This window comes from Siminovitchia fortis, assembly GCF_003605365.2.
GTDB classification, from domain to species: Bacteria; Bacillota; Bacilli; order Bacillales; family Bacillaceae_C; genus Siminovitchia; species Siminovitchia fortis.
On the sequence record NZ_QYTU02000036.1, the window covers coordinates 23,900 to 36,496 of the forward strand.

Below are 12,597 nucleotides of genomic sequence, written 5' to 3' on the forward strand. Positions count from 1 at the left end.
CCGATGGGCTTACTGAATATCACAAGACTATCAATCGACAGTCACAAATCAATAGCCGTATGGTCCTCCAAATCCAATAGGTGCGCCATAGCCATACGGGACTCCCCCGTAAGGAACCGGACCATAAGGGTAAAATAATGGACGCGGCCTGAATATTGCGCTCCCGATGCCGGCTCCGATACCGCCGCCTATTAAACCGCCGATAAAACCGCCTAGTAAGGGAGCGCCGAAGAAAAAGCGGTTTCCGGCATAGGGTTCCAGATTTCGATAGTACATCATTACAGGTAGCCTCCTTTATATAAGAGCTCGAAAGCCCTCTATACCTGTGTATGCGGCAAACGCACAGATGGCATGGGCAAATTCCACAAAAACAAGCCCGTTCCTTCTATTATTCCTGCTTATTTTCCCCTATTGCAAGCAGAGCGAGTGTCCGTACCATCACTCCTGTAGCGCCTGAAGGCCCAAGATCGTATCCCTTGTCGGTTGTTGCGGTTCCTGCGATATCCAAATGGACCCATGGGGTATTTCCCACAAATTCCCCGATAAATGCTCCGCCCATGATGGCATGCCCTTCCCGGCCGGGCGAGTTATTCAGATCGGCAATCTTGCTGGAACGCACCCTTTCCTTATCTTTTTTTGTATAAGGCAATGGCCAGATAAATTCTCCAGCCTTTTTGGAAGCCTCTTTCACTTCCTGATAAAATTCCTCATCATTCGTGATCGCTCCCGTTTTATCAAGGCCAAGGGCAATGATGACTCCGCCTGTTAAAGTAGCCACATCCACCAGGCGGTCGGCACCATGCATTTTCGCATAAGTGACCGCATCCGCCAGGACGAGGCGCCCCTCTGCATCTGTATTTAACACTTCAATTGTTTTCCCGTTCATTGATGTGATTACATCGTCCGGCTTGAATGCTTTTTCACTGATTACATTATCAGTGGCCGGAATCACTGCCACAACATTCCGCTCAGGCCTCAGACGGCCAATGACTTCCATTGCCCCCAGTACGGAAGCCGCCCCGCCCATATCTGTTTTCATCCCGACTATTCCATTCTTCGGCTTGATGGAATAGCCGCCCGTATCAAAGGTGATTCCTTTTCCGACCAGCCCAAGAACGTCCGTCCATTTTTCTTTACCCTGATATTTTAATACAATCATATAGGGCGGTTCTCCGGATCCCCGATTCACTGCAAGGAATGCGCCCATCCCAAGCTTTTCGATGTCCTCTTTGTCCAAAAGTTCTATTTCAAATCCATATTCATCTGCCAATTCAGCGGCGTATGCAGCCAAATCGGAGGGACGCAGCAGGTTGCTTGGCGTGTTTACCAGCGTTCTTGCACGGTTTACCCCGGTACCGAATATCCACCCTGTCTTCACAGCGAAATCGATGGTCTTTTTATCTTCATTTGTAAAAACAGTTATTGTATCTATGATGACCTTAGGCTCATTTGACTTTTGTTTGTAACCGGGGAATTCATATGATGCCATGGTAAATGCTTCACTCACGGTCCATGCGGCTTTTTCAGCAGTAATTTCCCCTGTGGTGAATGTGTCCAAGGCGATGGAAAACGACTTCACCCGTAAATCTTTTAATTTTTTGGAAGCTTTACCGGCCGCTTCACGCAGGCGTGCAACTGTCAGCTTCTTTTTTCTTCCCAGCCCGATAAAAATGAATCGTTTGACGGGTGTGTTTCCCAAACTATGTATGACAGCGACTGATTTATATTTGGCGGAAATATCACCTGTTTTCACAAGCTCAGTCAATTTGCCGCCAAATGCTTCATCAAGCTGTTGCAACTTTCCGGAAAATTTTTCGGGCTGATCCAGCAGACCGACAAGCATGCATTCCTGCTCACTTTCATATGGATTTCCATTTGAAATATGAAACATGCAAATCCCTCCCTTTTTTAAAATTATAAAGGAAACATCCGGAGGTTTCGAGTTTTCCAAAAAGGGATTCCTTTTTCGGCTGATGTGGTAATATAGAACAAGAATGGCTGTAAGTGTCCGCTTATCGGTGCAGACGCGGCATATACGGAACGCCTCAACAACAAGAAAGGATGTAAATTGATGGACCTGTTTTTGAACTTCCCTCTTTGGTTTGCTCTCACTGCGATTTTCTTTGCCCAGTTTGTGAAAGTCCCCCTCCATTTCATCGTTACGAAAAAATGGGATTGGTCCCTGCTGACATCAACAGGCGGGATGCCCAGTTCCCACTCCGCCGCGGTTACTGCCCTTTCAACGGGAGTTGCCCTTCAGGAAGGGCTTGGGTCACCTTTGTTTGCTGTATCTGCTGTTTTTGCCATTATCGTCATGTTCGATGCGACGGGAGTTCGAAGACAGGCCGGTGAACATGCGATTGTTTTAAATCAGCTCACTTCCGACTTCCAGCGATTTATAGAAGAAGCAAAGGATTGGCCTGATAAACCCGAACATGAGAAAAGGGACGAATTAAAAGAACTGCTTGGACATAAACCGGTTGAAGTGTTTTTTGGGGGATTGACCGGGATCGGACTTGCACTTATTCTTCATTATTTTTTCAACCTTTAAAAAGAAAAAGGCTGCGGACTTTAAATCCGCAAGCCTTCAATTTTAATCTGCAGTTTTTAAATAAGACTGCCTGAACACCTGCATTGCCTCGTCTTCATTTAGGGCAGTCAACTCTTCTTCCGTTACCTTTCCGGATCCCATTTTAATGATATGCACGTCCAGCGTCCGTTTGCCCCAGTTTTTATATACCTCGTCAACAGTCTCGTAATAAAGGTCAATTTTATTGCCTTTGATCGCTGAACCTGTATCGGCTACGACACCATATCCATATCCCGGAATAAACAAAATAGTGCCGATCGGAAATACCTCGGGGTCCGCCGCTACCGTTGAATATAAGTCTCTTTTCACTTTAACTCCTGAATATGTAATGCCGTAAGACGGATGTCCAGGCCTTTTTCCAGTAGATTCCTCCCCTGCCGTATAACCAGTTGCAATAACCTTTTTTGCCGGATATTGAGACCAATCGAACGCCTCCTCCAATGGCGGGGTATCTTGTGCTGCACCTTTCCCCGCTTGTATTGCCGGTTCGGACACTGGCTCATCCTTCAACTTTTTTGAATCTGAAAATAACTGGGCAGTCGTTCTTAAATCCATGCCCGACAACGATTCAAATGTTGCCCCTAATGCTGCTGTAAACAAAAACAGCATCAATATTCTCCTGGCATATAGGTAACGCGTAAACATTCATTCACTCCTCTCAAGGGTATTATTTCCCTGTTTTGAGAGGGTTTATTCATATTATATAAGTGAGATAAATGATCGGGATTCATATTCAGGGGATACAATTAAGGTTTGGTCCCCAGGAGGATAGTTGAAATTGATTGTCCGGTGCACTTTTACGACAAGGAATCATTAGATTGCCGAATTTACAGTTTATCTCCCGCTTACCAATGATCCCTTACCGAGTTTACGGATTTTTCGCTTCTTCGGGGAGGAATCCTGACTGCGGCAGTGTCTCCAGTGACCACGCAATACCTTTTTCGTTGATCCCGGTCACTGGGTGTGATTCCTGCCCGAGTACACCAAAAAACACCCAGGATCAGCTTCCTGGGCGTTTTTCTTCGGTTAAAACATTCGATATCCTTTTTTCCGCAAAACCCGCATGGTGAATCCTGCTACGATTGCTCCCGCCAAGCCGCTAACCAAAATGATCAGATCGGCTGCGCCAAGATTGGAAATACTTGTTCCCAGGCTTGAAAAAGAAGCTGACGGAGATGTGATGTAGTCAGTAAATTTCACTTTATCCACAATCAATATGGCAACAATCGGATAGATGAACGCCATAATCCATGTCATTCTCAGCAGCATATTAAGTAAAAATCCAATGCCGAAAAATAGGACAAAAAATAATAGTATAGATATAAGCAGGACTGGAAGTGGCATCTGCATGGCTGTGTTCCCCCTTGAATTCACTTTCATACCAAGTTTACTGAATGACTGACAGAGCGTCAATGCGAAGACTCGGCGAATTCATGACAAATAGAAAAGCGGAAGCGCCTTGATTAGCCCCGACAAGCATAAGGCGATTCCCGAGGAGGCAGTTCTTCAGCCACCACAGGGAATTGGCTTATGACTTCGAGGGGCTAGGCGCTGAAGCTGGACACAAGAAAAGCGGAAGCGCCCATCGTACCTACTGCTCCCCTATTTTTTCAAAGAAATAATTTATACGCTGTATACCCAAACTGACTGCCCGGATTGATGGCATTCACTTCTTTTTGAAACGGCCCGTACCCTCCTTTTATCAACTCCGTGATCATAACAGAGGTATGTTTGTCTTCAAGCAAACTTTGGGTTGCCATCCAGCAGGCTTCCTCGAGTTCCTTTTCCTGAACGAGGATCGTTGTATTTTTTGGTTTACAGGCAAATATCACCATATTATCGCTAATAGAGGATTGCAATACACCCGTCCTTACACCCAGCAGGCCATCCACTGTGCAAATGATCCCAGTTTCTTCAAGCACTTCCCTTTCAACCGCTTCATCCAATGTTTCTCCAGGTTCCACAAAACCTGCAGGCAAAGTCCATTTTCCTTTGGCGCCGCCGTACTTCTTTTTCACGACGAGCCAACGTCCGGCCTGATCTGTCACTACACCGCAGACCGCCAGCCAAACCTTTCCCCGGTCTTGGCTCATCCTTATTCCCCACACTTTCTATAAAAAAGCTATTTACGGCAATAATGCCAATTTATTCCTCTAATCTTCCTAAAAAAGGCAGAATCCATTTAGATTCTGCCTTCATCATTCATTATTTAAGCAAATTGAATTTCCCTTTTTTCACTGTCAGTGGAATACCGCCAATCATGTAAAGGGCACGGTTGTCAATCATTTTTTTCATAAAGGATGCTTTCGTACCTGTCAATTTCTTTCCGAAGACAACGCCGATGGCATCGTCATCGCCAAGGGAACAAACAGTTCCTTTGTTATCAAAATTAAAGCTATCAAGGTTTGTTTTTCCATTAACAAGCTTTGCCAAGTTGCTTGCCACCAATTCCCCTTGCTGCATCGCAATTTGAGCAGTTGGCGGATATGGCCGGTTGATTTCTTCGTTGATGACGAGTGAGCAGTCGCCAATGACGAATACATCGGATAAACCAGGTGCACGAAGGTCCGGCTCAACTTTTACCCTGCCGCGCATATTTTCAATCCCTGATTCCACTATGATCGGGTTGCCGCGCACCCCGGCTGCCCAAACCACTGTTCCGGCTTTGATTTCTTCTGTATCGTCTTCTCCTTTGGCAACTACGATTCCTTCCGGCGTAGCTTCCTTGATGGCTGTGCCGATACGGAATTCCACATTTTTTCTTTCAAGCAATGCCGTCGCATATTCAACAAGTTCAGGATCAAAACCAGGAAGAGCTGTAGGAGCAGCTTCCACACAAATCACTTTTACCATATCTTTTTCAATGTCATATTCCTTGCAAAGTTCAGGAATGCGGTTGCCCAGTTCTCCCAGGAATTCAATTCCTGTAAAACCGGCCCCGCCGACGACAATTGTCAAACGCTCAGGTTTTTGATCTACTTTATAAGTCGCGAATTGATACTCAATATGTTCGCGGATCTGTCTGGCTGTATTGACATTCGTGATAGAAAATGCATACTTATCAAGGCCTTTGATTCCAAATGTTTCCGGAGCCCCGCCTAAAGCGATTACCAGATAGTCATAAGAAAGGTCGTCCCCTTTTTCAAGTTGAACTTTTTTAGCTTCCGTATCAACTTTCAAAGCTGTGTCTTTAACGAAATCAACCTTGCTTCTATCGATAACATTTGCAATATCATAACGGACCTGGTCAGGGGTCAATGTACCGGCAGAAGCTTCATGCAACCATGTTGTTTCATAATGGTAATCGTTTTTATTTACTAAAACAATGTCGGCATCGTTGCTTCCGAGTTGTTTTTGAAGACGTGTCACTGTCATTAATCCGCCGTAACCAGCGCCTAATACTACTATCTTTGGCTTTCTCAATCTAATCACTTCCACCTTTTCGTCTTATTATTAAACATTCGTACGGCTGAAATGCATATTTGAAATGATAATAATATATATAAATAAATGTGATGCACTTCACGTACATTTGCAAAAAAAATGTCATAAAAAATTGATATATGTCTCAATACATCATATGGCTTTTATACTCTTTTTTCAAGCGGTTTCAAGGAAGAATAACAATTCTGAATATTTAAGGCCGAGCACTGTTTGATGCTTCTTTTTTTCCCCAGGCCATGGGCGTTTTATATGACAAAATTAAGCATTGTGTGGCACAATAGGAAGGTGTTAGAGACAAAAATGGAGTTGTTTATGAACTTAGGAGGGATTTTCTTTGAAAGAAGATCAGCAAGTTTTTGATATGACCATCATCGGGGCAGGTCCTGCCGGGATGTTCACCGCCTTCTACGCAGGGATGAGAAATTCGTCGGTTAAAATAATAGAAAGTCTTCCCCAGCTAGGCGGTCAATTGGCAGCCCTGTATCCGGAGAAATATATATACGATGTGGCCGGCTTTCCAAAGATTAAGGCACTTGATCTTGTCAACAACTTAAAAGAGCAGCTGAAGCTATTTTCTCAAACCATTTGCCTTGGGCAATCCGTCCAAAATGTTGAAAAGCTGGAAGACGGAACTTTCAAATTGACAACGGATCAGGAGATCCATTATTCCAAATCCATTATTATTACCGGTGGGATCGGTGCCTTCCAGCCGAGAAAACTGGAATTGGAAAAAGCTGAACAATATGAAGGAAAAAATCTTCATTATTTCGTGGATGACATGAAAAAGTTCGAAGGGCAAAGAGTCGTCATTTTAGGCGGAGGAGATTCCGCCGTTGACTGGGCATTGATGCTTGAACCGATTGCCGAAAAGGTGACGCTTGTCCACCGCAGGGATAAATTCCGCGCCCATGAAAGCAGTGTTAATCAATTGAAGGAATCCTCAGTCGAAATCAAAACGCCTTTTGCTGCTTCAGATATGATCTGCGATGGAGAATCCATCAATAAGCTGATCATCCAGGAAGTCAGAGGAGATGCGGTAGAGGAAATCGAGTTGGACGCTCTCATCTGTAACTACGGATTCGTTTCCTCACTCGGACCGATCAAGGATTGGGGCATTGAAATCGAAAAAAACTCAATTGTCGTTAACTCCAAAATGGAAACTAATATTCCGGGCATCTATGCTGCAGGAGATATCACAACGTATGATGGAAAAGTAAAACTGATCGCCACCGGGTTCGGCGAAGCGCCGACAGCAGTCAGCAACGCGAAAGCATACATCGATCCAAAAGCAAGATTGCAGCCGATGCATAGCACTTCCCTTTTCGATAAGTAAAAAAGCTTACAATAAAGGCCTGAACAGCAATAGTTGTTCAGGCCTTTAAAATTTAGCATTCTTCCGGCGACCCCGCCACTTTTGCGGTACGGAAAGATGAGCCGCACCCGCAAGATACAAGTGCATTAGGATTATCTATCGTAAAGCCGCCGCCCATAAGAGATTGTTTAAAATCGATGACAGTTCCGGCGACAATCGGCGCAGTCTCTTCGTCAATGACAACACCTATTCCGTGCTGTTCAAAGAATGTATCTTTTTCAGTTCTCTCCTGGTCAAGACTCATGCCATATGATAAACCGCTGCACCCGCCGCCATTAATAGAAAAACGGAAATAGGCTCCTTCTTCTCCATTTTCCTCGATCATTTTTTTGATCTGCATTGCAGCTGCTTCAGTCAATTCAATAAGATCACTCATGAATCTGCACCTCCTTATGCAAGAAATGGAGTCCTTCCTTTTATTATAAACCCCAAATGGTCTATTCTCAACCAATCGGTTTCGTTAAAACATCGGATTATCCTCTATATATTGGTAAATGTTTTTCACCAGATCATCAGCGCTTTCACCCGTCACAACTTCCCCATTGACAAGGGCGTACAAAGTTTCAGCGCACAAATCGCAATGGTCCAGGCAGCCATATTCCACAATGTCCAAATCGGGATCTTCCTCGAGCTTTTGCAATGCTTCGTAACCACCCATGCCCAGGTTGCTGATGCAAAATTCAATAATAGGATTCATTTGCTTCACCTCATTACCGTATTTATCCTACTCTTTTCGCTTGGGTTAGTCAATTTGAATGGCCGATTCGGACCATTCCCACAGACCAAGACACACTAATCCTGTTGTATATCAATGTAGATTCCGCTATACTTTACGTTGGATATAGAACTCATAAAATTGATACAGATTCGTTTCGTTTTTCTTTTATAGGATAAATAGACAGCAAAAGGAGATTATTTGCATGAAAAAGTTAGTACTTCTGGGCGGAGGATATGGGAATATGCGGGTGCTGCACCGTTTGCTGCCAAATAACTTACCGGAAGACGTATCCATCACACTGATTGACAGAGTGCCATACCATTGTCTTAAGACAGAATACTATGCACTTGCTGCCGGTACAGTTTCGGATCAGGAGGTCCGGGTACCTTTTCCGGAACATCAGCGCCTTGAATTGAAGTATGGTGAAATAACGGGCATCGACCTTGAGAAAAAACTCGTCCACCTGGACGAAGGTGAACCTGTCCCATATGATGATCTTGTTATCGGTCTTGGGTGCGAGGATAAATATCACAATATTCCTGGAGCCAAGGAATATACACATAGTATTCAAAATATAGAAAAGGCCCGTAAAACATATCAAACATTGAACAACCTGCCGGCTAATTCCGTTGTCAGCATTGTAGGCGGGGGCTTGAGCGGAGTGGAGCTTGCAAGTGAGCTCAGGGAAAGCCGTGAGGATCTGGTCATCAAATTATTTGACCGTGGAAAGATTATCCTTTCTGCATTTCCGGAAAGAGTCAGCCGCTATGTACAAAATTGGTTCCAGACAAATGGCGTTGAAGTCATCAATGGAGCAAATATTACGAAAGTAGAAGACCGCACGCTTTTCAATCATGATGAGCCGGTTCATACCGATGTGATCGTTTGGACTGCCGGCATCCAGCCAAACCGGATTGTACGTGAATTGGATGTTGAAAAGGATAAGCAGGGCAGAGTCGTATTAACGAAATATCATAACATTCCAGTCGATGAGCATGTTTATGTCGTTGGGGACTGCGCAAGCCTCCCTTATGCACCTAGTGCTCAGCTTGCTGAAGGACAGGCTGACCAAATTGTCCATGTCCTTCAAAAACGCTGGAGCGGACAAGAACTTCCAGCGGAATTGCCTACCATCAAGCTGAAAGGTGTACTTGGCTCTCTTGGTAAAAAGCAAGGATTTGGGCTGATGGCCGAGCGTGCCATCACCGGACGCATCGCACGGATTCTGAAATCAGGAATTTTGTGGATGTATAAGTATCATAATGGCTAATAAGAAAAGCGAAAGCGCCTTGATTGGCGCGGGCAAACAAGACGATTCCCGAGGAGGCAGTTCGTAAGCGAACAGGGAAGCGGCTTGATCCTTGCGGAGCTAGGCGCTGGATCTGGACAAAACTAAACAGCCGGAATCAGACTTTTTCCTGATTCCGGCATTATTTATTCCGCATGATATCCGTATTCTTCCATCTTCCTGTACACATCTTTTAACCGAGGGTTTCCCTCTCCGATGATTTCATCATCCATCGTGACAACAGGGTAAAATAAATCTTCTTCGATTACCCGCTCTGCAAATTCTTTAACTACTTTTTCTTCAGGCGGATTAAAAATATCGATATATCTTATTTTAAACGGCTGATCCGGAAATTTTCGCGAAATAGCTGCTTCCAGCCATTCATATGTTTCCTTTGAAGAAGGCAGGTTAACGCAGCTTGCGCAAATCTGTTCGGCCCCATATACAAGTATTTCAGCTTCCTTTTTCATCCCTTCCACTCTCCTTTTCTTCATTGTACCGCTTTTATAGAAAATTCCAAACGACATTAACCGCATGGCGCATGGTATTGATCAGTATGGTTTGGTAATATAATAAGTAATTTAAGGTGAAGGGGATGATCAAATGGCCATTCCAAATGAAAAAGAGAGATACACGTATGCCGATTACCTGAAATGGGATGAAGGTGAAAGGCTTGAGCTGATTGATGGAAAAGTTTTCAATATGACTCCTGCCCTTTCCAAAAGGCATCAACAAGTTCTTAGAGAGTTGTCCACAGCTTTTTCCATTTTTCTGAGAGAAAAGAAATGTGAAGTTTTTTTTGCACCGTTCGATGTACGTTTGATGGGTGAAAACAAGAAGAATGAAGATATAAATGATGTTGTTCAGCCTGATTTGTCGATTGTTTGCGACCAGGAAAAGCTTGATGATAAAGGCTGTAATGGGGCGCCGGACATGATCATAGAAGTTCTCTCTCCTTCATCTGTCAAGATGGACCGCTGGATCAAATTTCGGCTATATGAAAAAGCGGGAGTAAAAGAGTATTGGCTTGTTGATCCAATGAACGATTCCATAGAAGTCCACCTTTTAAACAATGGGATTTTTGAATTCCACGGTGTATTTACGAAAGAGGACACCATCTCTGTTCATATTTTCCCAGACCTTAAACTTGACCTTCACCAAATATTGCGTACCCAAACATAGCCATAGATTTTTTTTTCGTTTCTGATTATAATGGGTATTAGGAAGGGAGTAGATCTGAATGTCTGAACAAACCATGTACAGCCAAGTTCAAGAAGTACTCGATAAATTACGGCCTTTTCTCCTTCGTGATGGCGGTGACTGCGAACTCGTAGATGTAGATGAAGGTATTGTCAAACTTCGCCTTTTGGGTGCTTGCGGTACATGCCCAAGCTCTACGATTACATTAAAAGCCGGTATAGAGCGGGCATTAGTTGAAGAAGTGCCAGGCGTCCTTGAAGTGGAACAGGTATTTTAATTTGCGATTCGGATTTTCCGGATCGTTTTTTATTGTTCTTAAAGCCATTCAACTGCCGGAAGGCTTTTTTTCACTCCGGCCATCGCATAAAAAGAACGGAGAAACCTTTCATAATCCTGCGTATCCCTCAAATATCTGACAAGCGTTTCTTCCAGCCGTTTTTTTGCGGAATGTGAATTTGTGTTGTAGTATTCTTCCACACAGACAAAATAATGAAGTGGAAACAATAATCTTGCATAGACAAGCCTCCAGCCGAACGGTGATATCGGTGAAAGGGATTGGTACTCATATAAAAATTTCGCCATGTCCGGGCGGAGTGTCCGGCTGCTCTTAAAATAACGATCTCTGATCCATTCCGAAATGTCCCTTGACGGGTGATCGAGAACCCAGTCGAAAGGGTTTCTAATATTATGTTCACTCTTCCACAACTCATCGTGAAAACGTTCATGGCAAATGGTTCCATAATCAAAACGATGAAGCTGCTCGTCCAGTTCTGTATCTGTCACATATTGGATGGCGTTCTCGCACAGCCCCATATAATACGGAAAAGATTCAATGAACAGCTTATCAAATTCCTCCCTCGGCGGTTCATGGATCAACCCGGACCATACTTTCTCCATTTGATCAAGCCTCGCGGCCCAATAATCCTTCCACTCACCTGCCCTGTTCAAACTTTTAACGGGTGCCTGCAGCCTCTTTCCTCTATTATGGAATCTTGCCAGTTGGCGGCCGGTCTTTCGATTCCGGTTTACTGTATGAAATTGATTTTGAAGGACGACATAGTCCTCATTTTCGTGTGTGACTAAATACTTTCCATCCTTTCCGGCCACGAATCTTGATACTTTTTTATCGGAATGCTTTGCCATGTGCTCTGACATTTCATATAATTCTATTAGAACTTCCTGTTCCACATGTGTCACAGAAACAATTGTATACAGCAAACCGTTTGAAACATAGCGTGTCTGCCGTCCAATCTGGATCGATTGATCTGCTTTGATATTATAATACTTCTCCAAAATATCCATAGGCATAAAAACATCCCTCTCTTATCACTTTTTCCCCTATACAAGTATATGAGCGAGATCAGTTAATTTGCTGAAGGTTTGTTTTTTTACATGGAAACTGTTGGGGAGGAAAAAATGAATCTAAACAGAACTTCACGACATAAAGGGTGAGAAGAAATGAGTGGAGAAAGAAAAATGACAAAACTGGAAGAAACCGCACGCCGCTTATTGAATGAGCGCGGCGTTACCATCGAAGATATCGCGGAACTAGTAATGTATTTGCAAAAAAAATACCATCCCGACCTTACAACGGAGGAATGCATAATTAACATTGAGGGCGTGCTTCGTAAAAGGGAAGTACAAAACGCCATATTGACCGGCATCCAGCTTGATATGCTGGCGGAACAGGGAAAGCTGGATGAACCGCTTCAAACGATCATCGGCACAGATGAAAGCTTATACGGAGTTGATGAAATTTTAGCCTTCTCTATAGTCAATGTTTACGGATCCATCGGATTTACCAATTATGGTTATATTGACAAGCAGAAACCCGGCATTTTGGAACATTTGAATGACCATTCAACAGGTGAGGTCAATACTTTTCTCGATGACATAGTCGGCGCCATCGCGGCAGCGGCTTCCAGCAGGCTAGCCCATAGCGCTAAAGGCGAGGAATAGGAACAAAGGCGCAAGCGCCTGTTTAT

General features: G+C 44.0%; 16 protein-coding genes. 6 read left to right on the forward strand and 10 right to left on the reverse strand.

Annotated features, from left to right (window positions below; translation table 11 throughout):
- Positions 1-48 precede the first annotated feature (48 nt).
- The gene (locus tag D4N35_RS14325) at positions 49-279 is read right to left on the reverse strand and encodes a hypothetical protein (RefSeq protein ID WP_164876388.1); all 231 of its coding nucleotides are present in this window, start codon (positions 277-279) and stop codon (positions 49-51) included.
- 109 nt (positions 280-388) lie between these two features.
- Positions 389-1,891 carry a leucyl aminopeptidase gene (locus D4N35_RS14330; RefSeq protein WP_120074864.1) on the reverse strand — a complete coding sequence of 501 codons (1,503 nt, stop codon included), beginning with the start codon at positions 1,889-1,891 and terminating at the stop codon, positions 389-391.
- A gap of 180 nt (positions 1,892-2,071) precedes the next feature.
- Between D4N35_RS14330 and D4N35_RS14335 the strand changes: the two genes are divergently transcribed.
- On the forward strand, positions 2,072-2,551 hold the full coding sequence (locus D4N35_RS14335; RefSeq protein WP_120074866.1) for a divergent PAP2 family protein: 480 nt from the start codon (positions 2,072-2,074) through the stop codon (positions 2,549-2,551).
- 42 nt (positions 2,552-2,593) lie between these two features.
- Here the strand turns inward: D4N35_RS14335 and spsC are convergent, their stop codons facing one another.
- The 4 genes from spsC to D4N35_RS14355 form a co-directional block, all read right to left on the reverse strand.
- On the reverse strand, positions 2,594-3,235 hold the full coding sequence (spsC, locus tag D4N35_RS14340; RefSeq protein WP_120074868.1) for a stationary phase survival protein SpsC: 642 nt from the start codon (positions 3,233-3,235) through the stop codon (positions 2,594-2,596).
- Positions 3,236-3,616: 381 nt separating this feature from the next.
- Positions 3,617-3,940 (reverse strand): YuiB family protein, encoded by a 324-nt coding sequence (locus D4N35_RS14345; protein ID WP_120074870.1) that lies wholly within the window; start codon positions 3,938-3,940, stop codon positions 3,617-3,619.
- A gap of 260 nt (positions 3,941-4,200) precedes the next feature.
- Positions 4,201-4,683 (reverse strand): NUDIX domain-containing protein, encoded by a 483-nt coding sequence (locus D4N35_RS14350; protein WP_120074872.1) that lies wholly within the window; start codon positions 4,681-4,683, stop codon positions 4,201-4,203.
- A 112-nt stretch (positions 4,684-4,795) separates the two neighbouring features.
- Entirely contained in the window at positions 4,796-6,013 is a 1,218-nt protein-coding gene (locus tag D4N35_RS14355; RefSeq protein WP_120074874.1) for an NAD(P)/FAD-dependent oxidoreductase, read from the reverse strand.
- A 355-nt stretch (positions 6,014-6,368) separates the two neighbouring features.
- On the opposite strand from D4N35_RS14355, the gene D4N35_RS14360 reads away from it, so the two are divergent.
- Positions 6,369-7,367: an NAD(P)/FAD-dependent oxidoreductase gene (locus tag D4N35_RS14360; RefSeq protein WP_120074877.1), complete on the forward strand. Its 999-nt coding sequence runs from the start codon at positions 6,369-6,371 to the stop codon at positions 7,365-7,367.
- A 52-nt stretch (positions 7,368-7,419) separates the two neighbouring features.
- Here the strand turns inward: D4N35_RS14360 and D4N35_RS14365 are convergent, their stop codons facing one another.
- Together D4N35_RS14365 and D4N35_RS14370 are read right to left on the reverse strand one after the other, a co-directional pair.
- On the reverse strand, positions 7,420-7,782 hold the full coding sequence (locus D4N35_RS14365; RefSeq protein ID WP_120074879.1) for a HesB/IscA family protein: 363 nt from the start codon (positions 7,780-7,782) through the stop codon (positions 7,420-7,422).
- An 84-nt stretch (positions 7,783-7,866) separates the two neighbouring features.
- Positions 7,867-8,103, reverse strand: coding sequence for a YuzB family protein (locus D4N35_RS14370; protein ID WP_120074881.1), 237 nt, complete (start codon positions 8,101-8,103; stop codon positions 7,867-7,869).
- Positions 8,104-8,326: 223 nt separating this feature from the next.
- Here D4N35_RS14370 and D4N35_RS14375 point away from each other — a divergent pair, with 223 nt between their 5' ends.
- Positions 8,327-9,394 carry an NAD(P)/FAD-dependent oxidoreductase gene (locus tag D4N35_RS14375; RefSeq protein WP_120074883.1) on the forward strand — a complete coding sequence of 356 codons (1,068 nt, stop codon included), beginning with the start codon at positions 8,327-8,329 and terminating at the stop codon, positions 9,392-9,394.
- 164 nt (positions 9,395-9,558) lie between these two features.
- On the opposite strand, the gene D4N35_RS14380 is transcribed toward D4N35_RS14375, so the two are convergent.
- On the reverse strand, positions 9,559-9,882 hold the full coding sequence (locus D4N35_RS14380; protein WP_120074886.1) for a YuzD family protein: 324 nt from the start codon (positions 9,880-9,882) through the stop codon (positions 9,559-9,561).
- 133 nt (positions 9,883-10,015) lie between these two features.
- Here D4N35_RS14380 and D4N35_RS14385 point away from each other — a divergent pair, with 133 nt between their 5' ends.
- Positions 10,016-10,594, forward strand: coding sequence for a Uma2 family endonuclease (locus D4N35_RS14385; RefSeq protein ID WP_120074888.1), 579 nt, complete (start codon positions 10,016-10,018; stop codon positions 10,592-10,594).
- A gap of 58 nt (positions 10,595-10,652) precedes the next feature.
- Positions 10,653-10,889 carry a NifU family protein gene (locus tag D4N35_RS14390; protein WP_120074890.1) on the forward strand — a complete coding sequence of 79 codons (237 nt, stop codon included), beginning with the start codon at positions 10,653-10,655 and terminating at the stop codon, positions 10,887-10,889.
- Positions 10,890-10,927: 38 nt separating this feature from the next.
- Here the strand turns inward: D4N35_RS14390 and yutH are convergent, their stop codons facing one another.
- The gene (gene yutH / locus D4N35_RS14395) at positions 10,928-11,920 is read right to left on the reverse strand and encodes a spore coat putative kinase YutH (protein WP_120074892.1); all 993 of its coding nucleotides are present in this window, start codon (positions 11,918-11,920) and stop codon (positions 10,928-10,930) included.
- A 150-nt stretch (positions 11,921-12,070) separates the two neighbouring features.
- On the opposite strand from yutH, the gene D4N35_RS14400 reads away from it, so the two are divergent.
- Positions 12,071-12,571, forward strand: coding sequence for a phosphatidylglycerophosphatase A family protein (locus tag D4N35_RS14400; protein ID WP_120074894.1), 501 nt, complete (start codon positions 12,071-12,073; stop codon positions 12,569-12,571).
- Positions 12,572-12,597 lie beyond the last annotated feature (26 nt).